The sequence below is a fragment of the Neorhizobium sp. P12A genome (genome assembly GCF_008365395.1).
Classification (GTDB): Bacteria; Pseudomonadota; Alphaproteobacteria; order Rhizobiales; family Rhizobiaceae; genus Rhizobium.
This window is the reverse complement of record NZ_QOVX01000014.1, coordinates 109,603-131,405: the sequence shown is the minus strand read 5'-3', so window position 1 is coordinate 131,405 and position 21,803 is coordinate 109,603. Positions and strand designations below refer to the sequence as shown.

Genomic DNA, 21,803 nt, shown 5'->3' with positions numbered 1-21,803 from the left:
CAAGTCACGCCGAACAGCGAATGATCGTCAGTGGATGACTAAACCGGTATCGGAACAGGTTCTGAAGGGTCTGATGCTTTTATCGCTCGACGGCGATGAAGCAGCTTACAGGCGTTTGCTCTTCATCCTAAGGGATCTGCTTTTGGGCTTTTACCGCAAGCGCCTCGGATCCAATGCCGAACGAGATGGAGAGGATCTGGTCCAGGAGGTGCTTTTGGCACTCCATAGCCGGCGGATTACCTATGATCGGGAGAAGCCGTTCACCGCATGGTTCTTCAGAATTGCGAAGTACAAGCTGATCGACCATTTGCGAGCCACGGGGAGAGGCGGCATCGAAATCGTGTTGGGAGACGATATTGCCGCCGAATTTCGCGAAGAGGCCTTGTTTGCGCATCTGGACGTCGATCGGCTTCTTGGTCAATTGCCCGCCAAACAGAGGGACCTCCTGCGGCAGGTCAAGATCGTCGGAAAAACCACTGCAGAGGCGGCGATCGAGACGGGGGAATCGGAAGCGATGGTGCGTGTCAGTATTCACCGGGGAATGCGCGCGCTAGGACGGAAACTGGGCTTTGCCAATGACGAAAATTGATGAACTCATCGAGACGCTGGTGAGCGATCTTGCCCCGATAGGCCGTCAAGCGTTGCGGCTACGGCTTGCCTGTGTCATCGTTCTGGGTATAACGGGTGCGGTTGTCGCATTGCTCACATCATTGCCCTTTCGTCCGCACCTGCATCACGTCACCCTCGCCGCCTTCTGGGTGAAGTTCCTCTATACTGCGAGCCTGATGGCAGTGACCATCGTTGCGCTCGACCGCGTTGCACGACCGGAAGGATCAATCGTCGCGCTCGTCCGGGTGTCGGTCGTGGCGTTCTCGATCATGCTGCTGCTATCCCTCGCCCAGATAGGCACGTCTCCGGTGACATCCTACCTGGGGCTGATATTCGGATATTCGGCGTCATTCTGCCCATTCCTCATCCTCGCCTTCGGCCTTCCGGCCTTTGTTGCCAATATGTGGTTTCTCCGTCGCGCGGCTCCGATGGATCCCGGGATCGCTGGCTTCGTCGCAGGCGCATGCGGTGGTGCTATTGGCGGATGGGTATATTCGCTGGCCTGTATCGAGAATGGCATGCCGTTCATCGCAATCTGGTACACGCTGGGGGTCTTGCTGAGCGGACTGCTGGGAACGTTAGTCGGCAAATTGGTCCTCCACTGGTAGATCACTTCAACTCCGATGTGCGTGCAAGGGGAAGACGGTTCGATTCGTTACGAGAGCCGGACAGCGGGTCGGCATCTTCTTCGAGATAGGAGATGTCTGGGCGACGCTGGGAACGTCGGAGTATTGCGGCAGTGGCCACATAACCACATATGTGGTAATGTGAGTTTTCTCAGTTTAGGAACAAGTTGGATGAGCCGATTGACGATTGATATAACGGACCAGCAACATCAAAGCCTAAAGGCACTCGCTGCTTTGCAGGGCAAGACAATCAAGCAGTATGCACTTGAGCGCCTCTTTCCCGGTGACGCAGATGGAGAACGAGCTTGGGAGGAGTTGAGGACGTTGATGAATACGCGCATCAATGACGGGCTCGCCGGAAAACTGTCGACCAAAACCGTGGGTGAGATCCTCGATGAGGAGATTGCCGAGGACCGTGCTTGACGGCCTACATTCTTACCGCAGAGGCGGAATCGGATCTGCGTTCGGTAATCCGCTACACACGTGCTCAATGGAGTGCCGCCCAGGTACGCCGCTACGTCTCAGCTTTGGAGCGAGGTATCGCAAACCTTGCCGAGGGCAAAGGTCCTTTCAAGGATATGAGCGAGCTTCACCCTGCGTTACGGATGGCGAGATGCGAACATCACTTCGTCTTTTGCCTGTTTCGAAAGGATTCGCCCGCCTTGATCGTGGCGATTTTTCATGAACGAATGGATCTTATGAAGCGTTTGGCCGGTCGTCTAGACGAATGATTTTCGGACGAAGGCGAGATCGCTTGGGCGCAAGGTCAATAAATCATTGTTATCATGTGGTTAAAAGGGATCGCCAGTTCAAATACCTCCAGGAGCTGAACCCTTTCGGATGGGCCTGACATCCGATTCATCAGGAAAGCCCGTACCAGGCGCCGCGACCGGCACCGTGCAGGATGAGGTGCCCTTGATCCACGAGTCCCTTCGGATGATCCTTGATGGTGTGACGGCGTGCATCGGTGATCCGGGCAGCCTCCGCGACCGTAAACGGCCCGTGCTCGCGCGCCACCTCGAGCAATGTGACGGATAACCCCGGTTAACCCTATTCGGTCTGTTTTCCAAATCAATGTCCCCCGAAATGAGGCCTGACGCGGAACTCCGCCTCGTTAACCGCTTGCAGGAAAGCGAGGCGTGCCTCCTCCGGCCGCGCGCGCCCTTTACAGGCTGCAAAACAAACTTCCAGAGCGTTTTCCATGGCCTCGCTCCCATCTAATGGCCAGTCGTCCAAGAGACAGCATGCAGCCTCGAGCGCGCTCGTAATACTCAAGGGGTTTCTATGGGCCCCGACTTCGATGACCACCGGCAGTCCCCATTCCGCAGGAATGCTCGATGCGCGATATTGGTTGTCCATCACGTTCAGCCTGATAAACGATTCCATCTCACTATTCTCCCTGGCGTGCTCTGATCTACGAGACGCAGGCGGTGACAGTTTCAGCGATCACGGGAACTTGATTGTCGACGTAGTGTGCGCCACTAAAGAAGCAGGTGATTTTTCAAACAGACCAATCTGCGATGTAGTCAAGGATGGATGAGACCCATCGTTATTGGGCGGGGAACTCGAGCTTGCGAACGTCGTAGCCGAGCTGCCTGACTTTGCGAACCATCGTCCTCAGCTTCGCTTTTGACGGGACAGCTCGTGCATAGATCCACAGATTGGTCATGTCGGGATCGGCGCTGATAAACCATGACTTGTCTGGAGCCTCATACAGGACCCAGTAGTTGAAATTGATGAGCCACGCGTATTGGACGTGCATTTTCGCGTTGGTTTTCCCGAAATCGACGATCCGGCCCACACCTTGTACGGTCTTCAAGCGCCCCTTTGGCGTTCCCACCCGGCATCCGTCCTCGACGGCGATCTCGCCTGGCACCTTGCCGCGCTTATAGGTGGAATAGCCGGCAACGCAGCCATTCGTTAGCCACATCGGATGCCTGGCGATTTCCAACCACGTTCCGCGGTAATGGTGCTGTCCAACGGAGACGACCCTGGGCTCGGCAAGCGCACTCGTGGCCGCAAGGAGCGACGTGAGAAGAAGCACTCCAGCAGCGCCATAGTTGAAGATATTTCGCATATTCATGTACCTCGTTTCCTAAACCGTATCCTCGCGAGAACGCTACCCTTGCAGGATCTATCGCCGGTCCTGACCGGCGAAGCGCAGCGCGATGAAGGTCGTCAGGCATGCCAAAGCAAAGCTGTTCAAGTTGAGAAGAACGCCAAGATCGTCGTTGCTCCAGACATGCAGCGGCGCACCCAGATAAACCCGTGACAGCGCAAAGGTCGCGAAGACGATGATCGCGGCGCCTCGTTGCCACCATTTCTCGTCCGGATGAAACGAGACGGCTGCCAGCATGATGCAAGCGGCAAAAAACAATTGCGTTCCCGAGCCTTGTCCGAACAGCTTGGTCTCAAACAGCGTATCGAACGCGCCGATGAGGGGCAGCATGATCCGGGCCGCAGGACCCGAACGCCTGGCGACGTAGGGGATCGCCAGAAAGAAGGGCGCGGCCGCCAATGTGCCAAGCGAAGCCATCACCCCATTGCCGACCAGATACCAGACGTAGAGCGGATAGATCGGCTTGTTGGCTAAGATCACCCAGGCGATCGTGACGGTCGCCCGGGTGATCGGATCCAGCGTGTCAGACGGCTCCGACATCAGGAAATCGGCGCCATCAGATAATGCCCTATACCCCAGACTTCCCCGCCGTCGTGCCCGAACAGGCCTGCTGTCGCCAGAAAGAACAAGCGCCAGCGACGCTGCCAAAGTGTGGCATCCCTGCCGTAGACCTCGGCAAAAATCGGTCTGATCCGGTCGATCTCGCTATCGAAGTTCTCAAGCCAATCGAGTGCGGTACGGCGGTAGTGCGCGCCCGACCAGCGCCATTCCTGCTCGACCTGAAAAAGATCGGCGAAGCGATGCGGCAGGTCGTGGGCCGGCATGATGCCCCCGGTGAAGAAATGATGGGCAATCCAGTCGGCAGGATCATTATGATCGAAGCGATAAGACCGGTTCTTGTGCGTGAAGACATGCAGGAACAATCTGCCGTCCGGCTTCAACCAGCTTCGGACATGTTCGAGCAGTCCACGCCAGTTCGCCATGTGCTCGAACATTTCAACGGAGACGACGCGGTCGTAGCGCTCGCCGGTCGAGAAATCGTTCATATCGGCTGTTACAACCGACAGGTTCGTCAATCCGCGTGTGGTTGCAAGATCCAGTATATATGCCCGCTGCGAGGCCGAGTTTGAGACCGAGGTGATGCGCGAATTCGGGAACTGCTGCGCCAGATAAAGGGAAAGCGCCCCCCAGCCGCAGCCGAGTTCGAGAATATTCATGCCATCTTCGATGGCCGTGTGCTTGACCGTTTCTGCGAGCGCATGGATCTCGGCCTGATCGAGCGTCGTCGTTTCCGTTGGATAAAGGCAGCAGGAGTATTTGCGGCGGGCGCCGAGTGTCAGCGCAAAGAATGCGGCTGGCACCTCGTAATGTTGCCGGTTTGCCTCGCTCGTGTGAGTGGCGATCGGAAACCGGGACATTGCGTCCACGAAAGCCGCCTCTGTTTCCATCGGGGTCGTCGCCAATCGATGTTTGCTGCGACCGCAAAGGAAGTCTATGCCGGCGAGTGTCATGGCGTCGGTCAGCGGCACGCGCTCTGCAGTGTTGATGGCGAATGCCAGCATGTTCATGGCTACTGTCCTTGATGACGAGTTGATGATTTACGGGGTCCAGGGAAGAAGGCGTTGACGCGGCCCTGCAGCGCGCGAAATTTTTCGCCGCGCGAACGCAGCATGTGTTCTTCGAGCGGCGGAAGACCGGAGACGTGAACGAGCAGCCAGTACATCATGGCCGGAGCGAGAAGCGATAACCAACTCCAGCCCGACGGGGAAATTGCCATGGCTGGCCAGCTGCACCAGAAAAGCCATTCGAAGAAATAATTGGGGTGGCGAGAATAACGCCAGAAGCCGATCTCGCAGATCTCGGTCTTTGCCTCTGGCGTTTTTCGGAAGCGGCCGAGCTGGGCGTCGGATATCGCTTCTCCAATCAAGCCTGTGATAGCAACGAAAATCGCGACAAGGTCGATAATGCGGGGAAAATTCGCGACGGGCGTTGCGGCGAGATGGACAGCAAGCACGAGAATAAAGGCCGCCAATGCCTGGACCTGCAGGAACAGAAGGAGCCGCCAGGCGGCATCTTTCCCCCATCCTTTCATCAGTCTCGCATAGCGTGGATCCTCTCCCCTGCCTCTGGTGCGTAGGCCGATGTGGCCGCCGAGCCGAAGCGCCCAGGCCGCGACGAGGATTCCGACGGCAACGCGGCGATCGGGCGTACCGCTGGCGAAAAGCACCGAAAGAATTCCTCCAGACCCGACCGCGAAGGACCAGATGGTGTCGATCCATCCGCTCGCGCCCGACACGCGCTGCACGCCCCAGGCGCCAACCATGGCCACTGATAGCCACGCCGCAATGATGATGAGAAAAGGCAGGTCCATGCATCCGCTCGTGTTTGGGCATGCCTCCTGCGCGCCTCGACACCTTTACGATGGAAGCTCCGAGGTAGTTTCAAGCTTTCCAATAAAAACTCGAAAAACGACCGCTCCCTGAAACTAGTCGTCCCGCCCGCCCGTACATGCTCACGAGAAAGACAGCTTGTTGCCGTCACTAAGAGAGGTCGTGCATGGCTTATCGAGATCGCAATGCAGGCGGCCGGCGCCTGAACATCGCCGTGATCGGCAGTGGCATCTCCGGGCTTTCCGCTGCCTGGCTTTTGTCGAACCACCATGATGTGACGGTTTTTGAAGCGGCCGATCGACTGGGAGGACACAGCAACACCGTTGAATTCGAAAGCGCCGGCCGCTCGATCTCGGTCGACACAGGCTTCATTGTCTATAACGAGGTCACATATCCCAATCTCAGCGCGCTGTTTCGTGTGCTTGAGGTCCCGACATCTCCCTCGGACATGTCCTTTGCGGTCTCGCTGGATGACGGCGCATTCGAATATTCCGGGGGCACGAGCCTCGGGCTGTTTGCGCAAAAATCCAACCTCGTCAGTCGACGCTTCTGGTCAATGATGCGCGACATCTTGCGGTTCTACCGTCAGGCGCCGGGGGATCTACGTGGTATGGGCTCCCTCTCTCTCGATGACTACCTGACACGCGGCGGCTATAGCCAGGCGTTCCGCGATGACCATCTCTACCCGATGGCGGCGGCGATCTGGTCGACGCCGGCGCTACAGGTCGGCGCCTATCCCGCCGCCAATTTCATCAGGTTTTGCTGCAACCACGGTCTGCTTGAACTGTGGAATCGACCAATCTGGCGCACGGTGCGCGGCGGCAGCCGCGAATATGTGGCGCGGATGACTGCCAGGTTCTCCGATCACATACGGCTATCGACGCCTATAAAGACGATCCGTCGTGCGGCCGACCATGTCGAGATCAATGACGTGCATGACGGCCGGCATATGTTCGACGATGTCGTCATCGCCACCCACGCGGATCAGGCGTTGCGAATGCTGGCCGATGCGAGCGCCGAGGAAAGGCGTATTCTCGGAGCTTTCCGCTACTGCCGAAATGAGGCGGTGCTCCACAGCGATATGGCGCTGATGCCGAAAAGAAGGGCCGCATGGTCGAGCTGGAACTACGTTGCCGACACGCGTGACCTCGGACCGGTTCATCCATCGATCACCTATTGGATGAACCGGCTGCAGCCCTTGGGTGGCGCGCCACCGACCTTCGTCACGCTCAATCCTCAACGCGCACCACGCCCTGAAACCGTTGTTCGACGTGAGGTCTACGAGCATCCCGTCTTTGACCTTGGTACCGATCGGGCACAACAGGAAATTTGGTCGCTTCAAGGCGTAAGCAATACCTGGTTCTGCGGCGCCTATTTCGGATCAGGCTTCCATGAAGACGCCATACAAGCCGGGCTGGCCGTAGCTGAGGATCTCGGCGGAATGCGCAGGCCCTGGCAGGTGGCGCAGGAAAGCGCCCGCATTGTGCGCAAACCGGTGATCCGCAACCTCGGCATCCCCGGAGAACTCGAGGTCATGGCATGACCGAGCGCCTCCAGTCAGGTCTCTTCCCAGGGCATGTCACGCATGTTCGCCACCGGCCGAAACATCATCGTCTGGCCTATCGCATTTTTTCTCTTCTGCTCGATCTCGACGAACTTGGTGAACTCGACCGGCGCCTTCACCTCTTTTCGGTCGATCGCTTCAATCTTTTCTCGTTCCATCGGAGAGATCGCGGTGATCGTTCGGGTCCAGACCTGCGCAGCCAGGTCGAGCGCTCAATGTTGGAATGCGGCCTTGAACCGGACGGCGGCCCGATACGCCTTGTCACCATGCCGCGCGTTCTCGGCTTTGCCTTCAATCCGCTCAGCATTTTCTTTTGCTACGGCCAGAACGGCGGCGTCCGAGCCATCCTCTGGGAGGTCGACAACACGTTCGGTGAACGGCACGCCTACATGATCCCGGTGGAGCACATGGATGGAGCCGAGATCGTCCAATGCTGCGACAAAGCGTTTTTCGTATCGCCTTTCATGGATATGGATCTGCATTACAAATTCCGGGTGCTTGCTCCGGCCGATACGCTCTCCGTTCATATCGATACCTTCGATAGGGAAGGTCTCGTTCTAACGGCCCGTCACCTCGCCAGACGGATCGAGCTGACCGACCAGGCATTGTTGCACGCCTTCCTCTCCATCCCGCTTCTCGCACTCAAGGTTGTTGCAGGCATCTATTGGGAGGCGCTGAAAATCTGGATGAAGGGGATCCGGTTGCGGACGCGCCCACGCCCACCAGCAGCGCCCGTCTCGGTTGTACCCTCGTCCGCAACACCCCGCACATCTCTCGAAAGAAATGGTTAGTCGCATGAGCTCGCTTGACGAATTTTCCCGCGCCCCCCTCGATCTGTCGAAGGCTCCCGATCGTCTCGGCTGGGCCGGAAAAGTCATCGATCGTCTATTCGGTGGTATTGGCTACGGTCGGTTGCGAATTGTGCTCCCGTCCGGTCAGATGATCGAAAAGCGTGGTCGGCAGCATGGTCCCGAAGCCGCGATTGATATCAGGAGCTGGCGGATGTTGCGTCGTGTCATCGCTGCCGGTGACATCGGCTTTGCCGAAGGCTTCATCGAGGGTGACTGGACCACCTCCGATCTGACCGCAGTCATTCGCTTTGCCGCCACGAACAGTGAGGCGCTGGCGCCCGCGATAGAGGGCGGCTTACCGATGCGACTATTGAACCGCGCCAAGCATCTTCTGAACGCCAATACGAAACGTGGCAGCCGACGCAACATCGAAGCGCACTACGATCTCGGCAATGCCTTCTATAAGGAATGGCTCGATCCATCGATGCTCTATTCCTCCGCAATTTTCGATCAGACGACGCCGACACTCGAGGCAGCCCAGCGCAAGAAGCTCGAAACAATCGCAGAAAAACTCCAGCTGTCTGGCGGAGAAAGCGTGCTGGAAATTGGCTGCGGTTGGGGTGCCCTGGCGCTTCACCTTGCCGAGAAATGGGATGCGATCGTGACGGGAATCACCCTGTCACCCGCCCAGCTCGACTGGGCACGGCATGCCATCGAGGCTTCCGAGGTGTCAGGGCAGATCGATCTGGACCTTCGGGATTATCGCGACCTGCACGGGCAATTCGATCGCATCGTTTCGATCGAAATGTTCGAGGCAGTGGGTGAGGCTTATTGGCCAGGTTACTTTGAGACGCTGAAACGCTGCTTGAAGCCCGGCGGGCGAGCCGTTCTCCAGATCATCTCTATCGAAGAAAAGCGCTTTGCAACCTATCGCAGCACCACCGATTTTATTCAGAAATACATCTTCCCGGGAGGTTTCTTGCCGTCCGATGCCGCGCTTTCTGCATCCGCCGCGGCGGTTGGGCTCAGGATCACCGCAACCGAGCATTTCGGACGATCCTATGCCCGGACATTAGTAGAATGGAGGACGCGCTTTCAGGCAAATTGGCCCGCTATTGGTGCGCTTGGTTTCGACGAGCGGTTCAAGCGTCTGTGGCACTACTACCTCTGCTATTGCGAGGCCGGCTTCGAGGAGGGGACCATCAATGTCGGGCTCTACACGCTAGAGCATGATGACCAATTTGGGCAGGTAAACAGGGAGACGTGGCATGAATAGATTGAGCATCTGTATGATCGCCGCCTTCACTCTTGGCATGGTCGGAACTGCCGCCGCCGCGGACATCGACGGGCAATGGGCGCGTGGCGACGGAAACGCGAAAGTCAGGATCGGCCCTTGTGGTTCGGATATCTGCGCCATCAACACCTGGATCAAGCCGGGAACGCCGAGCGAAAAGGAGGGTGACAAGCTCGTCATGTCCATCAAGCCGGCTTCGAGAGGAACTTATGCAGGGACAGTCTTCGATCCCCAGCGCGACTTGACCTATAAGCTCATAGTCATGGTCGATGGCGATCGGATGACGACGAAGGGCTGTGTGGTTGCCGGTCTGCTGTGCAAGGGCGTCGAATGGATGCGCATCAATTGACGCCGCGATACGAGGTATCCGTGAAAGCCTATGTCGTCGCCTATATCTCGACACTATCAACGTTGGTCGGCGTGGACGCCATTTGGCTCAGCGGCATGGCGGATCGCCTCTATAGGCCCGTCATGGGCGACATGTTGATATCGGACGCTCGGCCGGTGCCGGCCATCGCTTTCTATCTGGTCTATGCAGCGGGTCTCGTCTTCCTTGCCGTGAGGCCGGGCCTCTTGTCGGGGTCGTGGCGCATGGCTGTTCTCTTCGGCGCTGTTCTCGGTTTTACGGCCTATGCAACTTATGACCTGACGAACCAGGCGACCCTCAAGAACTGGTCGACCATCCTCACGATCGCCGATCTCTGCTGGGGCACTTTTCTGTCTGCGGTTGCCGCTGGAGTGGGCTCCTGGATCAGCGCCCATATCGTCGGCGGAAAAGGCCTTCGGGCACCGTAAACTTAGGGTCCGTCAGGCGACAGCGGGTGCTCCTTCTCGGCTTTCCGATTATATCCGAGCGGTTTCAGCCCACATTCTCATGGCGGCGGCGCGCAGTTCGCGATGGTGCCCGGCGGAAATGTCGTGGCGGGGAGGAATGTGGACGAGGTTGGCGATCGGATCGTGGACGGAGACGAAGCCTGTAGGTGAGGGGGATATGCCGAAGCTCGCTTGACGCCTTCCCCGCATATTGTCTGGATTGACCGCGGTTGCCGGCCGGCGAAAAGGCGAGTGCCAGCAGGCAGCGCAGCATGGCATGAGCTCAGCATCTGTCCAATACGGATATTGAAATACATACGGCGGATGTACATCTGCGTGCAAACAGGGAGCCTGTCATGCGGATCACAAGAGCTTTCAAAAATGGCAATTCGCAGGCTGTCCGCATCCCGGCTGAACTCGCTTTTGACCGGACGGATGTTGAGCTGGAAATCGAGCGGGTGGGCGACGAAATACGCATCCGCACCATTCGCCAATCGCTCGCCGGCGTGCTGGACGTCTTTGCCCGCTTTTCGCCGACCTTCCGGAAGGATGGCAGGGAAGAGCATGAACAAGACGAGCGGGATCAAATCTGATACCGCGCTACATGCTTGATACGAATATACGCATCTACCTGATGAAGAACCAACCGGAACAAGTGGCTCGCCGCTTTGCCGGTTGTTATGTGGGCGATGTGGTGATGTCGGCCATTACCTTCGCCGAACTCGACTATGGTGTTTCCGCTTCGGATGATCCGGAGCGGGAGCGTGCCAATCTCGATGCGCTGTCCAGATTGATCACCGTGGAACCGTTCGACGCGTTTGCAGCACCCGCCTATGGGCCGGTTCGCATGGCGACACGAGAGCGGAAAAGAGACCACCTGGACAAATTGATCGCCTCCCATGCGATCGCGCTCAATACGGTTCTGGTTACGAACAACCTACGGGACTTTGTCACCTATCCCGGATTGACCGCCGAGAACTGGCTGGAGGCCATTCCTAAGTCGTGGAGAAATCGGGCAGAATCGCGCGCACGACCTTTTCAGCAATCACACAGGTGATGTCACGTCGTTAGTGGCTTAACGGTTGATGGCTAAGCCGGCGCGATGAACCCGTCGGTCGTCAGCTACAAGAACCATCGTTTTCCACCGCCGATCATTGCCCATGCCGTGTGGCTTTATTACCGGTTCCTCTGAGCCTGCGGCTGGTGGAGGAAATGCTTCTGGAGCGCGGCATCATCGTTTCCTACGATACGATCCGGCGATGGAGCCGAAAGTTCGGCGCGGCCTATGCCAAGAAACTGCGCAGAAAGAAGCCGTCGCGAAAGGACAGCTGGCATCTGGACGAAGTGGTGATTTCCATCGGTGGCCGGAAGCACTGGCTTTGGCGAGCCGTAGACTAGGACGGCTATGTTCTCGATGAGATCGTCCAGCTCCGCGGTGATACAAAGGCGGCCAAGCGGTTGTTGATCAGGTTACTGAAGAAGCAAGGCCTGTCGCCAAAGCGCATCGTTACCGACAAGCTGCGCTCATATGGTGAGGTAAGGCAGTTCCGGGGTTTTCGTTGTTCCAGTAGCGGAAATTTGCGGAAACTCTTCCATATTATCATGTCATGATTTCAATGAATTAGGTGATAATTATTCGCCTTAGGTTGCATGAAGTTTGGAAAAAATTGCATTCACGCCCATATATCGCTATTGTGAGCGCAGGAGCTATCTCATGACGAAGTTACAGGAATTGAAAAAGCATCTGCGGTCCGGCAAGGTCTACCGTCGGGAGGACCTTGCCCAATGGTCGTCCTCGGTCGACCGGCACCTGCAGCAGCTGCTCGCGGAAGGGTACCTGACCAAACTATCGACCGGCGTCTATCACCGGCCGAAGCAGACGGCGTTCGGCAAGGCGCCGGCCGAAGATGATGCTCTCGTCGAGGCCTTCCTGAAGGATGACCGTTATCTCGTCACCTCCCCCAATGCCTATAACAGCCTGGGTGTCGGCGCTACGCAACTTTATAACAAGACTGTCGTGTACAACCATAAGCGCCACGGCAACTTCACGCTGGGTGGTCGGGAATTCGAGTTCCGCAAGAAACCGGCCTTCCCGAAGACCCTAACCAAAGAATTTTTGCTGGTCGATCTGGTCAACAATCTCGACCAGCTGGCCGAAGACCGCGAACAAGTGCTAGCCCGCGTGAAGGAACGCGCCCTACAAAGCAACCGCACCGCCCTTACCCGTGCCGCCAAGGAATACGGCATGGTGCGCACGCGAAAGTTCTTCAACGGCCTCGCAGCGGACGCACATGCCAGCTGATTTCCTGCATAACCATAAGGATTTCGGGGCACTCCTGCGCATCGTCGCTGAGGAAATGGAGGTGCAGCCGGTGCTGGTCGAAAAAGACTACTGGATCATGCACTGCCTGTTTGGCCTGCAGCGGCTGAAAATGCGGTTCGAGCTGAAGGGGGGCACCTCGCTCTCCAAAGGCTACCGCATCATCAACCGCTTCTCGGAAGATATAGATATCCGCATCGAGCCTCCTAGGGAGATGGGTGTCAAGACCGGTCCAAATCACGACAAGCCCGCACATCGCGAAAGCCGCAAGGCGTTCTATGACTGGCTGGCCGAGACTATTGCAATTGACGGTATCAAAAGCGTCGAGCGCGATACAGAATTCGACAACGGGAGTTATCACAGCGGCGGAATCCGCCTCTATTACCCGGAGACGATCGGCGCGAAGTCGGAACTCAAGGATGGGGTGCTGCTCGAAGCAGGCTTCGATACGGTAGCGCCCAATATCGACAAGGACATCAGCTCCTGGGCCTACGATTTCGCGTCGTCACGCGTCGAGCTGATCGATAATCGCGCGCTCGCCGTTCCCTGCTATGAACCTGGGTACACACTAGTTGAAAAGCTCCAGACCATCTCCACTAAATATCGCAAGCAACAGGAAACCGGGCAGTTCCCGGTTAATTTCCTTCGGCATTACTATGACGTCTATTGCCTGCTGGACCAACCGGCGGTGCAAGCCTTCATCGGCACGGAAGCGTATCTCGCGCACAAGGGACGGCGCTTCCCGAAGGCTGACAATCAGACCATCAGCAGCAATCTCGCGTTTAGTCTTTCCGACCCTGATACTTTCGGCCTTTACGAGCGCGCATATGAGCGGACGTCGGCGCTTTATTATCATGGCCGGCCCACCCTGAAAGAGATTCTTGCCCGCATCACCTCCTACGCAGATCGGCTTTGACGACCCCGTTCCATTTGGGCTGATCTTTCGCGGGTCAACTGGTACACGCGGCAAGGGACGGCTTCGTTGTCCGGTGCATGGTCGAGTCATATCGCAAATCTGCAGTTAAACGCAGATCACAAACTCGGATTGACACCATTGCCAAACGGCCTTTTTGCCGCTCTTGCCAATTCCGATTCAGGCTTCACCTGCTCCAAAATGATGGGATGAGCGTCTCGGCACCTCTATGTTCGCCTTCCCCCATCAGTTTTTCTGCGGTTTCGCTCGAATTGATGTTGCTGACTATCTCGGAAAGCGATCAACCGAAGCGAGCGTAACAAATCCGTATGACGTTCGATCTATTATCCGGACGGGAACAAACTCACGGCACGGTCTCAGCCGACGAAATGAGTAAGAGCAAACTGTCTGGCGCACCGGGGTGACGCGGTCGCCGACGCGGTGTTCGCTTTGGTGTGAATCGGCATAGGGTTCCGATGCCGACCGGCACGATAAACGATTGTTTTCGTTGGGACGACCGGGGTCACTGCGCAACGCCTACTTACACCTGAACCTCACGTTCAAGCCGGTTGCAGTTGTCGATGCGCTGGTCAAGACATTGTCGGCGCATGATGCCGATCTCGATCAGGGCCATGTTAAGCCAACTTGCATGCCGGGACGTATAGTGGAACTCCAAACGTCGCAAGATCCGCTGCGCCTCTCACTCAGATCGCGACACTGTGTCTTCGGAGACAAGTGCGGTTGACGCGGCGGCGACTGCGCTATCTAGATCTCAGGCGATAGCAACGGTCCGACCCCGAAATTCGTCAATGGCTGAGAAACACATAGTCGGCGCTGTATGGCTCGGCATGCAGACTGCCGGCGCTCTGGCACGCGCCAGCAAAGACGCCGCCCCTGGTGTTGAGCCGTTGAACCGTATCGACCTTGGAAAGAACCCCGTCACCGGCATGTGCAACGACGTCGAGCCGCAGAACCGGAATGTCCTTCTCCGTTGCTCCCGGCGCCTGTGCCGCCACCTTTCCCTCGATCCGCGAGCCGTCGGCCAACTCCCAGGACGGACCGGCGAAATGGCGCCCGACCGTCTTATCATTGGAGATGAGCGTCGCGACGGGCTCGCGAACCTGCCAGCGCAATTCGCCAGCGTCATTTGCCCGGCACTGATAGATCTGCGCACCCTCACCATGTACGGTCGCGACCACCTTGGCGCCGTCGGCCGCGATGCCATTGGCAAGCGCGGCTGCTCTGGCGCCGAAAGCCGAACCGAACATGAAGGCTGCAACGAGCGCCATCGTTCCATAGATCGCGGTGGGGACCAGCAAGTCCTTCACACGCTGGCGCTGAATCTGCCTCCTGCGCGTCGCCACAACCTTAGAGCGGCCGTGTTGATGATATCGCGTCATCTCATCTTTTCCCTTGGAGTGAAGTTTCATGTCGTTTCAGGGAGTGAACGATCCTCGCGCGTTTTTATTCACGGCCCACAAAAAGATTTGACTCGCAGGTCATCCATTTGCGAACAGCCAAACCTGTCAGAAGCCTGAAGAGCTGGTTCAGACCGCATTCAGCGACAAGGACCATAATCGTTACCAATTCCGGAGTGATCCTTGCATCGCGCGCTGATCCGACCCGGTTTCTGGAGCACGGCAATGTTCAGGAAAATTGTTCTTTCAACGCTCGTCTTCGCTGCGGTTGTCACACCACTGTCACTGACCCCTGGCGCTGCCAGCGCGCAGGAATTCTATGGCCGGCCCTGGCATGATAATCGCGGCTGGGGCGGCCCTTCGCCTGAGTGGCACCACCATCATCACCGTGATTACGGCGGCCTGGTTGCCGGGGGCATTGCCGCTGGCCTGGTTGGTGGTCTTATCGGTACCGCTATCGAAAACAGCGGCCCTCGCTATTACACGCCTTCGCCGCATTGCTGGTATCAGCGTCAAACGGTCCAAGACCAATATGACAACGGCTATCACGTGGAAAGCGTCCGCGTCTGCAACTGATGCGGCGCGCCTCTAGAAGGGGAAATATTGTAGACGTAGCGGTTCGCTCATAGGAGGCTTCGGCCTTCGGCTGCGCCGATTTAGCAAGTGATCGAGCGCTCATCAACTATCGCGATGAGCGCCCTCTTTCACATGACGCTGGATCCAAGGACCATCGTGAACCGACGACCCGCTTATTTGCTTCGGACCGCTCTGAGGCATCATAGCAGATTGGATAATCCCGCCGAAACCCTACTCGCCGGCTCATACCTGAAGTTAGAAAAGATCACAGAGCGGCTTTGAACGAACATCGCCTGGGCAGCCTTGACCAGCAATCGCACTCCACAACGCCGCTGCGAGCGGACCGGGAGGGAACCGAAAGTAGAGCCAGACCGCGCGGGCGATGATCTGCGGCGGAAAGCGGTGGTTCTCACAGCTGACGGTGGGTTCGCTCGTCCCGCCCCATTATCCGCGAACCGTTAAGCCACAGACAACGTGACATCACCGGCCGGACATATGGACGCAAGCGATCAGATCAATTATCGCAAAATATCTTGCGAGCTGGGGCCGTCCACATATGGGCTCTCAAGAGCAAGCAAGACCTCTCGTCCTTGGCGTTCTGATGTGGCCGAAATCAACAGCGTCTGGCATAAGCTACGCGTCAGCCATCTAATCCGCAGTCCAACCACCATCCAGTAGAATGGAGCTTCCGGTCATCATCAAGGAAGCTTCGGAGGCAAGGAAAATGGCGGCACCGACGACATCGGATAATTGGGCTAGACGTCCAAGCTTGATTTTCGACAACACACTTTCCCGGAAGGCCGGATTGTCCAGAAATGGCTTCGTCATCGGTGTCTCGACGAACGTGGGACAGATGGTGTTGACGCGGATACGCCTTGGACCAAGCTCCACGGCCAACGCCTTTGTCATACCTTCCAACGCCCATTTCGAGGCGCAGTAGAGCGACCGGTTGGCAGCGCCGACGTGCCCCATCTGCGACGAGATGTTGATGATGGATCCCTCTATCCCGGCTTTGAGCATCGTCCTGGTCATCGTCTGTGCCGCAAAATAGGCCGCCCTCAGATTGAGACCAATGACCGCATCGAAGTCGTCCTCGGTGACATCGACCATAGGCTTCGGCCGGTTCATGCCCGCATTGTTGACGAAGACATCATAGGGCGCATGTCCCGCCACAGCTTTTGCAAAAGCGGTGATATCCGTGACGTCGGCGACGCAGAGGTCGGCTTGCCCTCCGGCCCGGATCACCTCGGAGACCGCTTCCTCCAGCTCGTTGCGGCTGCGAGCGCAGAAGGTGACGAATGCCCCCTCCTGCGCCAGCGCGATCGCAACCGCCCGACCGATGCCGCGTCCGGCGCCCGTAACGAGAGCCCGCTTTCCATCCAGTCGAAAGATAGCCTTGTGCATTATTCGGCAGCCTGACCGTAGGGCACGTTGCGGCCACCGTAGCGTCGGACGCGCACGTTGCATTGTTCGGCATGGCCGACGAAGCCCTCGAGCATACACAGACGCGAACCATAGGCGCCGATCATCGCCGCTGCCTCATCCGTGATCACCCGCTGGTAGCTGTGGGTCTTGAGAAACTTGCCGACCCAGAGGCCACCGGTGTAGCGGCCGGCCTTCTTCGTGGGTAGCGTGTGGTTCGTACCGATAACCTTGTCGCCATTGGCAACGTTGGTACGCGGTCCCAGGAACAGGGCGCCATAGCTATGCATATTTTCCAGATACCAGTCGTCGCGATCGGTCATGACCTGCACATGCTCGCTTGCGATATCGTTCGCAACCGCCAGCATCTCGTCATGGGTATCGCAGAGGATGACCTCGCCGTAATCTTCCCAGCTGCGCGAGGCCGTATCAGCGGTGGGCAGGATTTTCAAAAGCCTGTCGATCTCGGCAAGGGTGCCCTCGGCAAGCTTACGGCTGTTGGTCACAAGAACCGCCGGAGAGTTGTAGCCGTGTTCGGCCTGGCCGAGCAGGTCGGTCGCACAGATTTCGGAATCGACCGTATCGTCCGCGATGACCATCGTCTCCGTTGGGCCGGCAAAGAGATCGATGCCCACGCGGCCGTAGAGCTGGCGTTTCGCTTCCGCGACGAAGGCATTTCCAGGACCGACCAGCATGTCGACCGGCTTGATCGTTTCGGTGCCGAGCGCCATCGCGCCGATCGCCTGAATGCCCCCAAGGACATAGATCTCGTGCGCGCCGCCGAGATGAATGGCCGCTATCACGGCCGGGTTGGGTTCGCCCTTGAAGGGAGGCGTGGCGGCGAGGATGCGCGGAACGCCGGCAACCGACGCGGTTGCGACCGACATGTGGGCGGAAGCGACCATCGGGAACTTGCCACCCGGGATATAGCAGCCGACCGACTGCACGGGTATGTTCTTATGGCCGAGGATGACGCCCGGGAGCGGTTCGACTTCGATATCCAGCATCGAATCCCGCTGAGCCTGCGCGAAATTCCTGACCTGTGCTTGCGCGAACTTGATATCCTCCATGTCGCGGGTGGAAACCCGGCTCATGATGGCTTCAATTTCACCCGGCGAAAGCTTGAACGATGCCGGCGTGTAATGATCGAATTTCTCCGCCATTTCACGAACGGCCGCATCGCCGCGCTTTTCGATATCCTTGAGGATCGCTTCGACGGTCTCACGCACCTTTGCGTCGTCTTCGGACCTCTCCGTCGCCGGCTTGCCCGTCTTCAGATGGTGAATTGCCATATTGCGTCACTCCTTATGAATGGCAAAAAATGCTGCGAGGAAAGCAGGTTCTCGCCTTCGCAGCGGGGATAATCAGGATTGCGACGGTTCCTTCGCGCTGCCGAAGACACGCGTCTTGAACGCACTCAGCTGGGCGAGCTTATGGTCGCGCCAGCGGCGACGCTCGCCGAGGTCCTCGGATTTGAGGCTCTGCCGCCGTTCCTTCTCGGCGGCGGCGACCGTCTCGTTACTCCAGCGCGCCGGGTCTCGTCTGGAGAGCGCCATCTGGTGGTACATAGGGCTTAGCCGTCGGGCATAATCGGCAATGCCGCCTGGCGCATTGAGATCGATCGTTTCGAAAGGCCCCATGAAGGACCAGCGCAGTCCCAGTCCTTGCGACACGGTTGCATCGATGTCGGCGAGGTCCGCATAGCCTTCTGCGTAGAGTGCCCATGCCTCGTTCAGCAACGCTCCCTGCAGGCGATTGAGGATGAAGCCGTCGACCTCCCGCTTCAGCTGGACCGGAACCTGACCGATATCCGCCATCAGCGCCCTGCACGTTTCGACCGCCTTGGGCATCGTCCACGGCGCGGGAACGAGCTCGACGACCGGCACCAGATGCGGCGGGTTGACGGGATGGGCGATCAGGAAGCGTTCACGATTGCGGCACCCCTCGGTGAACTTGGAGGCCGGAATGCCCGATGACGACGAGCCGACGCAGGCATCGGGTGGCAGCAGCGCGTCGATGTCCATCGAAATCCCGATCTTGGCCTCGACCGTTTCGAAGACGGATTCCTGAACGTAGATCGCGTCTTCGACAGCTTCGGCCAGCGTTTTCGCAAGGGTCACGCGAGACAATATCTCGTCGACATTGCCGGCAAGTCCGAGATCATGCAGGCTCGAAAGCTCCTGAGCCATCCAGCCCAAAACGCGATCCGACACCTCTTTGGAGGGATCGAAAACCGAAACCTCGAAGCCTGAGCGAGCGAAGACCAACGCCCACGCCGAGCCGACCAGCCCTGCACCAACGATTGCTACCTTTCCGCCGCTCATCAGGCTTTGATCCTTGTTTCCTCGCCATCGGCAAGGCAGATCTCGGTGATGCGCAGGCCATCTTCGGCAACATGGGACGGAAATGCGTCCCGAAGGCGTTCCTCGTGAACGGGGATGACGCGGCGCACCTCATAGTCGACATGGGAGAGCATCTCCTCGGTCGCAAGAACGAGGTTGGTCTGGCTTCCGACCGCCAAACCAACGGGTAGATAGATGTCGTCGAGATCGACGGCTGGGCCGGCACCCTTCAGGTTGTCGAACACATAGACCAGGTCGCCCGCCAACACCCAGGTGTCATCGGAATTGGGCTTGCCATCGTTTCGCACTTTCACCCACATGGAGCCGTAGGTATGGCTGTCATACGCGACATGCAGGTCGATGCCCGGCAGGACGTTTTCGCGTGCTCCGTCAACGGTAACAAGGCGCCGATCCCTTGCAAGCGCGACGCCACGCACGATGTCGCCCGGATCGACCGCCGTCATCATCCAGCGCATGCGATCAGGCAGCGACATCGCCCAGACCCATTTGGAGATCTCGCGTTCCTGGACGTAGAATGTTGCGTTCGGAAAATCCTCGACATTGCCGAAATGGTCGAAGTGGCAATGTGTGATGAAGCAATGATCGACGTCTTCGGGTTTTACTCCGACCTTTGCCAGAACATCCCTCGGCGAGCGCCAGTTTTCGACTGCGAACTTGTCGCCGAGATGTTTGCCATATTCCTTGTTGTTGTAGCCGACATCGACCATGATCGTATGGCCTTTGCCCTTGATCACGACGTAGCAATAGGGAAGCTTCACATATCCCTGGTTATGGGCGCCATAGATCACGCCGCTTTTGTGGTATTTCGCCACATATGAATATTCGCATACCCAGATCGAATAGTCCGCCATGTCGTACTCCTCCGTATCGTGTCAGTTTTTGGAAATCTGTGTCTCGCAGGAACAGCAGGCGTTCCGGAAATCGATCATCGCAAGGCCGCCCTTGTCCCAGGAGCTCGCCGACAGATGCTGATATGCGGCCCGCAGGCGTTCCTCCATCAGAGCAAATTCGCCATCTGGATCCATGCTGCGTCGCCATTGCGGAAAGAAATCGAGAATCGCCCGGCACAATCGGTGGCACGTATCCAGCGCCCGCACATGCGCTGCAGGAACGCCGCGTTTTTCGGTCAGTGCTCTAAGGCGCTCCTCTGCCTCCTCGCACCGGGCTTGGCAGGCCAGAAGTTCGGGCAATTCCAGCACTTCGGCGCGCCGCGTCAACTGCGCCAGGATCAGGAGACCGGCGATCTGGCCGACGACCCTGCGAAGCGCTTCGTAAATGGGACGAACCTCGACGGCATAGTCCACCAGATGGTCGCTTATCAATCCGGCGAGCCCCGCTTGCGGATCGGCCGGCGGTTCGGTGCCTTCTTGAAGCAGGGAGCAATCGGGACGGTGCAGCATTGCCAACCGCTCGAATTGTTTCGCATTTCCACGCGATGTCATGATGCGTAACCCCGCGCTCTGGTGCTCTGACGCTCGACGAGGGCTCCCGGCGCGATCCGATGGATCTGGGGCGGAAGACGCGGCGAGGAAGACAATTTCGTCGCAAGATCGACCGTGACCGCCAGCATCTGGTCGATCGGCTGTTGCACGGTGGTCAATGAATGGGATGGCCAGGCGGCCATGGAGACATCGTCGAAGCCGACGACAGAGAGATCGGCGGGAATCGACAGGCCCGTCGAACGGAGGCCGTCCGCAAAACCGATGCCGACGATATCGTTTGCACAAAAAACGGCATCGGGCAGGGTTTCAAGTTTTCGCGCGTTGAGCGCGGCCTGAAATCCGGCCTCATAGGTGAAGCTTCCGGCTTCGATGACGATCGGACCGGACAATCCTCTGGCCAACGCCCGATCGGTGAAGCCACGTCCGCGTTCAACGTTGGTCGATGCATCGGGAAAGGCAGAAACATACGCAAGCCGGGTATGCCCCAGATCAGCAAGATAATCCGCTACCATGGCGCCGCCAAGCACGTTGTCGCACGTCACGCCATGCTGGCTTTCCGCCCCCGCCAGGCGATTGAAGAAGATACACGGGCTTCCGGCATTTTCGCACTCGGCGATCGCGTGGGTCGACATGGGCGCGGCAACAATGACCACGAGATCGGGCTGATAGGACAAGAGAACATGGACCGCCGCATCGACTTCGCCCGTTTCGCGTGCGGCGACCAGCATCACGTTCATCCCTTCGCGCTGCAGATCGGCCGTGAGCCGCGTCATAACTTCCGGATAGAACGGGTTGCTGAGATCGGCAACGACAACGCCAACAATCCGCGTCCGCTTGGTGATCAGGCTTTGCGCATAGGGGTTGGGCTTGTAGCCCATGGAGCGTGCCTTTTCGAGCACGACCTCTCGCGTGGCGTCCGCAACAACAGCGTCCGGGTAGAATGCGCGCGATACCGTCGAGACTGACATCCCCAGTTCCCGGGCAACGTCCTTCACGGTAATGCGCTTCTTCGTAAGTGACTGTTTTTCGGGCCTTTTCACTTCAATCTCCGTGCGGTTTATTCTGATGGACGATCCATCGATTCCACGCACACTACTTTCAATTCCAGGTTTATCCAGTTGTTCGGGCCGTCGGGGGCGATGA

General features: G+C 58.0%; 26 protein-coding genes and 4 pseudogenes. 15 read left to right on the top strand and 15 right to left on the bottom strand.

What is annotated here, in order from left to right; translation table 11 throughout:
* Positions 1 to 34: 34 nt before the first annotated feature.
* The 4 genes from DTW90_RS27670 (at position 35) to DTW90_RS27655 (ending at position 1,966) form a co-directional block, all read left to right on the top strand.
* Entirely contained in the window at positions 35 to 589 is a 555-nt protein-coding gene (locus tag DTW90_RS27670) for a sigma-70 family RNA polymerase sigma factor (protein ID WP_132527865.1), read from the top strand.
* Complete coding sequence (locus DTW90_RS27665; protein ID WP_149342533.1) at positions 576 to 1,217, top strand: DUF1109 domain-containing protein; 642 nt, start codon at positions 576 to 578, stop codon at positions 1,215 to 1,217. The genes DTW90_RS27670 and DTW90_RS27665 overlap by 14 nt, the downstream gene beginning before the upstream one ends.
* 189 nt (positions 1,218 to 1,406) lie before the next feature.
* Complete coding sequence (locus tag DTW90_RS27660; protein WP_149342532.1) at positions 1,407 to 1,658, top strand: antitoxin; 252 nt, start codon at positions 1,407 to 1,409, stop codon at positions 1,656 to 1,658.
* The gene (locus DTW90_RS27655; protein ID WP_149342530.1) at positions 1,655 to 1,966 is read left to right on the top strand and encodes a type II toxin-antitoxin system RelE/ParE family toxin; all 312 of its coding nucleotides are present in this window, start codon (positions 1,655 to 1,657) and stop codon (positions 1,964 to 1,966) included. The genes DTW90_RS27660 and DTW90_RS27655 overlap by 4 nt, the downstream gene beginning before the upstream one ends.
* Positions 1,967 to 2,306: 340 nt before the next feature.
* Here DTW90_RS27655 and DTW90_RS27645 read toward each other — a convergent pair whose 3' ends face one another.
* From DTW90_RS27645 to DTW90_RS27625, 5 genes are all read right to left on the bottom strand, one after another.
* The gene (locus DTW90_RS27645; RefSeq protein ID WP_149342529.1) at positions 2,307 to 2,621 is read right to left on the bottom strand and encodes a DUF982 domain-containing protein; all 315 of its coding nucleotides are present in this window, start codon (positions 2,619 to 2,621) and stop codon (positions 2,307 to 2,309) included.
* 163 nt (positions 2,622 to 2,784) lie between these two features.
* Positions 2,785 to 3,312, bottom strand: coding sequence for a lipocalin family protein (locus DTW90_RS27640; RefSeq protein ID WP_149342559.1), 528 nt, complete (start codon positions 3,310 to 3,312; stop codon positions 2,785 to 2,787).
* Positions 3,313 to 3,369: 57 nt separating this feature from the next.
* Entirely contained in the window at positions 3,370 to 3,894 is a 525-nt protein-coding gene (locus DTW90_RS27635; RefSeq protein WP_149342527.1) for a hypothetical protein, read from the bottom strand.
* The gene (locus DTW90_RS27630) at positions 3,894 to 4,922 is read right to left on the bottom strand and encodes a cyclopropane-fatty-acyl-phospholipid synthase family protein (protein WP_149342526.1); all 1,029 of its coding nucleotides are present in this window, start codon (positions 4,920 to 4,922) and stop codon (positions 3,894 to 3,896) included. Before DTW90_RS27630 ends, DTW90_RS27635 begins: the two co-directional genes overlap by 1 nt.
* Before the next feature lie 2 nt (positions 4,923 to 4,924).
* Complete coding sequence (locus DTW90_RS27625; RefSeq protein ID WP_149342525.1) at positions 4,925 to 5,725, bottom strand: DUF1295 domain-containing protein; 801 nt, start codon at positions 5,723 to 5,725, stop codon at positions 4,925 to 4,927.
* Positions 5,726 to 5,910: 185 nt separating this feature from the next.
* Between DTW90_RS27625 and DTW90_RS27620 the strand changes: the two genes are divergently transcribed.
* From DTW90_RS27620 to DTW90_RS27600, 5 genes are read left to right on the top strand one after another with little or no spacing between them, the layout of a single operon-like run.
* Complete coding sequence (locus DTW90_RS27620; protein WP_149342523.1) at positions 5,911 to 7,287, top strand: NAD(P)/FAD-dependent oxidoreductase; 1,377 nt, start codon at positions 5,911 to 5,913, stop codon at positions 7,285 to 7,287.
* Complete coding sequence (locus tag DTW90_RS27615; protein WP_149342522.1) at positions 7,284 to 8,099, top strand: DUF1365 family protein; 816 nt, start codon at positions 7,284 to 7,286, stop codon at positions 8,097 to 8,099. The genes DTW90_RS27620 and DTW90_RS27615 overlap by 4 nt, the downstream gene beginning before the upstream one ends.
* Before the next feature lie 4 nt (positions 8,100 to 8,103).
* Positions 8,104 to 9,375 (top strand): cyclopropane-fatty-acyl-phospholipid synthase family protein, encoded by a 1,272-nt coding sequence (locus tag DTW90_RS27610; RefSeq protein ID WP_149342521.1) that lies wholly within the window; start codon positions 8,104 to 8,106, stop codon positions 9,373 to 9,375.
* A gap of 13 nt (positions 9,376 to 9,388) precedes the next feature.
* Positions 9,389 to 9,742 (top strand): DUF2147 domain-containing protein, encoded by a 354-nt coding sequence (locus tag DTW90_RS27605; protein ID WP_149342557.1) that lies wholly within the window; start codon positions 9,389 to 9,391, stop codon positions 9,740 to 9,742.
* Positions 9,743 to 9,762: 20 nt separating this feature from the next.
* A complete protein-coding gene (locus DTW90_RS27600) occupies positions 9,763 to 10,188 on the top strand; it encodes a DUF2177 family protein (RefSeq protein ID WP_149342519.1) in 426 nt (141 codons plus the stop codon).
* A 48-nt stretch (positions 10,189 to 10,236) separates the two neighbouring features.
* Here the strand turns inward: DTW90_RS27600 and DTW90_RS37780 are convergent.
* Positions 10,237 to 10,365, bottom strand: a pseudogene (locus DTW90_RS37780) (IS6 family transposase); the annotation flags it as partial.
* Positions 10,366 to 10,562: 197 nt separating this feature from the next.
* On the opposite strand from DTW90_RS37780, the gene vapB reads away from it, so the two are divergent.
* From vapB to DTW90_RS27570, 5 genes and pseudogenes are all read left to right on the top strand, one after another.
* Positions 10,563 to 10,799 carry a type II toxin-antitoxin system VapB family antitoxin gene (gene vapB / locus DTW90_RS27590; RefSeq protein WP_149342518.1) on the top strand — a complete coding sequence of 79 codons (237 nt, stop codon included), beginning with the start codon at positions 10,563 to 10,565 and terminating at the stop codon, positions 10,797 to 10,799.
* A gap of 11 nt (positions 10,800 to 10,810) precedes the next feature.
* Positions 10,811 to 11,263: a type II toxin-antitoxin system VapC family toxin gene (locus DTW90_RS27585; RefSeq protein ID WP_246665071.1), complete on the top strand. Its 453-nt coding sequence runs from the start codon at positions 10,811 to 10,813 to the stop codon at positions 11,261 to 11,263.
* 45 nt (positions 11,264 to 11,308) lie between these two features.
* Positions 11,309 to 11,739 (top strand): annotated as a pseudogene (locus tag DTW90_RS27580) (IS6 family transposase); the annotation flags it as partial.
* 181 nt (positions 11,740 to 11,920) lie between these two features.
* Complete coding sequence (locus tag DTW90_RS27575) at positions 11,921 to 12,508, top strand: DUF6088 family protein (RefSeq protein ID WP_149342515.1); 588 nt, start codon at positions 11,921 to 11,923, stop codon at positions 12,506 to 12,508.
* Between the two features lie 55 nt (positions 12,509 to 12,563).
* On the top strand, positions 12,564 to 13,442 hold the full coding sequence (locus DTW90_RS27570) for a nucleotidyl transferase AbiEii/AbiGii toxin family protein (RefSeq protein WP_246665070.1): 879 nt from the start codon (positions 12,564 to 12,566) through the stop codon (positions 13,440 to 13,442).
* A 547-nt stretch (positions 13,443 to 13,989) separates the two neighbouring features.
* Here DTW90_RS27570 and DTW90_RS37775 read toward each other — a convergent pair.
* Positions 13,990 to 14,139, bottom strand: a pseudogene (locus DTW90_RS37775) (IS630 family transposase); the annotation flags it as partial.
* Between the two features lie 106 nt (positions 14,140 to 14,245).
* On the bottom strand, positions 14,246 to 14,839 hold the full coding sequence (locus tag DTW90_RS27560) for a DUF3455 domain-containing protein (protein WP_246665069.1): 594 nt from the start codon (positions 14,837 to 14,839) through the stop codon (positions 14,246 to 14,248).
* A 243-nt stretch (positions 14,840 to 15,082) separates the two neighbouring features.
* Here DTW90_RS27560 and DTW90_RS27555 point away from each other — a divergent pair, with 243 nt between their 5' ends.
* Positions 15,083 to 15,433, top strand: coding sequence for a complement resistance protein TraT (locus DTW90_RS27555; RefSeq protein ID WP_246665068.1), 351 nt, complete (start codon positions 15,083 to 15,085; stop codon positions 15,431 to 15,433).
* 348 nt (positions 15,434 to 15,781) lie between these two features.
* Here the strand turns inward: DTW90_RS27555 and DTW90_RS37770 are convergent.
* From DTW90_RS37770 to DTW90_RS27520, 7 genes and pseudogenes are all read right to left on the bottom strand, one after another.
* Positions 15,782 to 15,914, bottom strand: a pseudogene (locus DTW90_RS37770) (IS6 family transposase); the annotation flags it as partial.
* Between the two features lie 167 nt (positions 15,915 to 16,081).
* Positions 16,082 to 16,837: an SDR family NAD(P)-dependent oxidoreductase gene (locus DTW90_RS27545; protein WP_149342512.1), complete on the bottom strand. Its 756-nt coding sequence runs from the start codon at positions 16,835 to 16,837 to the stop codon at positions 16,082 to 16,084.
* Entirely contained in the window at positions 16,837 to 18,147 is a 1,311-nt protein-coding gene (gene hisD / locus DTW90_RS27540) for a histidinol dehydrogenase (protein ID WP_149342511.1), read from the bottom strand. The genes DTW90_RS27545 and hisD overlap by 1 nt, the downstream gene beginning before the upstream one ends.
* Before the next feature lie 72 nt (positions 18,148 to 18,219).
* Positions 18,220 to 19,179, bottom strand: a complete 960-nt coding sequence (locus tag DTW90_RS27535; protein WP_149342510.1) for a 3-hydroxyacyl-CoA dehydrogenase — start codon at positions 19,177 to 19,179, stop codon at positions 18,220 to 18,222.
* Positions 19,179 to 20,069, bottom strand: coding sequence for an N-acyl homoserine lactonase family protein (locus DTW90_RS27530; protein WP_132527880.1), 891 nt, complete (start codon positions 20,067 to 20,069; stop codon positions 19,179 to 19,181). Before DTW90_RS27530 ends, DTW90_RS27535 begins: the two co-directional genes overlap by 1 nt.
* 21 nt (positions 20,070 to 20,090) lie before the next feature.
* Positions 20,091 to 20,660, bottom strand: a complete 570-nt coding sequence (locus DTW90_RS27525; RefSeq protein ID WP_149342508.1) for a hypothetical protein — start codon at positions 20,658 to 20,660, stop codon at positions 20,091 to 20,093.
* Positions 20,657 to 21,700 carry a LacI family DNA-binding transcriptional regulator gene (locus DTW90_RS27520; RefSeq protein ID WP_149342507.1) on the bottom strand — a complete coding sequence of 348 codons (1,044 nt, stop codon included), beginning with the start codon at positions 21,698 to 21,700 and terminating at the stop codon, positions 20,657 to 20,659. The genes DTW90_RS27525 and DTW90_RS27520 overlap by 4 nt, the downstream gene beginning before the upstream one ends.
* Between the last annotated feature and the right edge of the window lie 103 nt (positions 21,701 to 21,803).

Excerpts from the sequence above, each read along its gene's own strand:
- DTW90_RS27670 (WP_132527865.1), top strand. The coding sequence starts at position 35 with ATGACTAAACCGGTATCGGAACAGGTTCTGAAGGGTCTGATGCTTTTA.
- DTW90_RS27665 (WP_149342533.1), top strand. The coding sequence starts at position 576 with ATGACGAAAATTGATGAACTCATCGAGACGCTGGTGAGCGATCTTGCC.
- DTW90_RS27660 (WP_149342532.1), top strand. The coding sequence starts at position 1,407 with ATGAGCCGATTGACGATTGATATAACGGACCAGCAACATCAAAGCCTA.
- DTW90_RS27645 (WP_149342529.1), bottom strand. The coding sequence starts at position 2,621 with ATGGAATCGTTTATCAGGCTGAACGTGATGGACAACCAATATCGCGCA.
- DTW90_RS27640 (WP_149342559.1), bottom strand. The coding sequence starts at position 3,312 with ATGCGAAATATCTTCAACTATGGCGCTGCTGGAGTGCTTCTTCTCACG.
- DTW90_RS27635 (WP_149342527.1), bottom strand. The coding sequence starts at position 3,894 with ATGTCGGAGCCGTCTGACACGCTGGATCCGATCACCCGGGCGACCGTC.
- DTW90_RS27630 (WP_149342526.1), bottom strand. The coding sequence starts at position 4,922 with ATGAACATGCTGGCATTCGCCATCAACACTGCAGAGCGCGTGCCGCTG.
- DTW90_RS27625 (WP_149342525.1), bottom strand. The coding sequence starts at position 5,725 with ATGGACCTGCCTTTTCTCATCATCATTGCGGCGTGGCTATCAGTGGCC.
- DTW90_RS27620 (WP_149342523.1), top strand. The coding sequence starts at position 5,911 with ATGGCTTATCGAGATCGCAATGCAGGCGGCCGGCGCCTGAACATCGCC.
- DTW90_RS27615 (WP_149342522.1), top strand. The coding sequence starts at position 7,284 with ATGACCGAGCGCCTCCAGTCAGGTCTCTTCCCAGGGCATGTCACGCAT.
- DTW90_RS27610 (WP_149342521.1), top strand. The coding sequence starts at position 8,104 with ATGAGCTCGCTTGACGAATTTTCCCGCGCCCCCCTCGATCTGTCGAAG.
- DTW90_RS27605 (WP_149342557.1), top strand. The coding sequence starts at position 9,389 with ATGATCGCCGCCTTCACTCTTGGCATGGTCGGAACTGCCGCCGCCGCG.
- vapB (WP_149342518.1), top strand. The coding sequence starts at position 10,563 with ATGCGGATCACAAGAGCTTTCAAAAATGGCAATTCGCAGGCTGTCCGC.
- DTW90_RS27585 (WP_246665071.1), top strand. The coding sequence starts at position 10,811 with ATGCTTGATACGAATATACGCATCTACCTGATGAAGAACCAACCGGAA.
- DTW90_RS27575 (WP_149342515.1), top strand. The coding sequence starts at position 11,921 with ATGACGAAGTTACAGGAATTGAAAAAGCATCTGCGGTCCGGCAAGGTC.
- DTW90_RS27570 (WP_246665070.1), top strand. The coding sequence starts at position 12,564 with ATGGAGGTGCAGCCGGTGCTGGTCGAAAAAGACTACTGGATCATGCAC.
- DTW90_RS27560 (WP_246665069.1), bottom strand. The coding sequence starts at position 14,839 with ATGACGCGATATCATCAACACGGCCGCTCTAAGGTTGTGGCGACGCGC.
- DTW90_RS27555 (WP_246665068.1), top strand. The coding sequence starts at position 15,083 with ATGTTCAGGAAAATTGTTCTTTCAACGCTCGTCTTCGCTGCGGTTGTC.
- DTW90_RS27545 (WP_149342512.1), bottom strand. The coding sequence starts at position 16,837 with ATGCACAAGGCTATCTTTCGACTGGATGGAAAGCGGGCTCTCGTTACG.
- hisD (WP_149342511.1), bottom strand. The coding sequence starts at position 18,147 with ATGGCAATTCACCATCTGAAGACGGGCAAGCCGGCGACGGAGAGGTCC.
- DTW90_RS27535 (WP_149342510.1), bottom strand. The coding sequence starts at position 19,179 with ATGAGCGGCGGAAAGGTAGCAATCGTTGGTGCAGGGCTGGTCGGCTCG.
- DTW90_RS27530 (WP_132527880.1), bottom strand. The coding sequence starts at position 20,069 with ATGGCGGACTATTCGATCTGGGTATGCGAATATTCATATGTGGCGAAA.
- DTW90_RS27525 (WP_149342508.1), bottom strand. The coding sequence starts at position 20,660 with ATGACATCGCGTGGAAATGCGAAACAATTCGAGCGGTTGGCAATGCTG.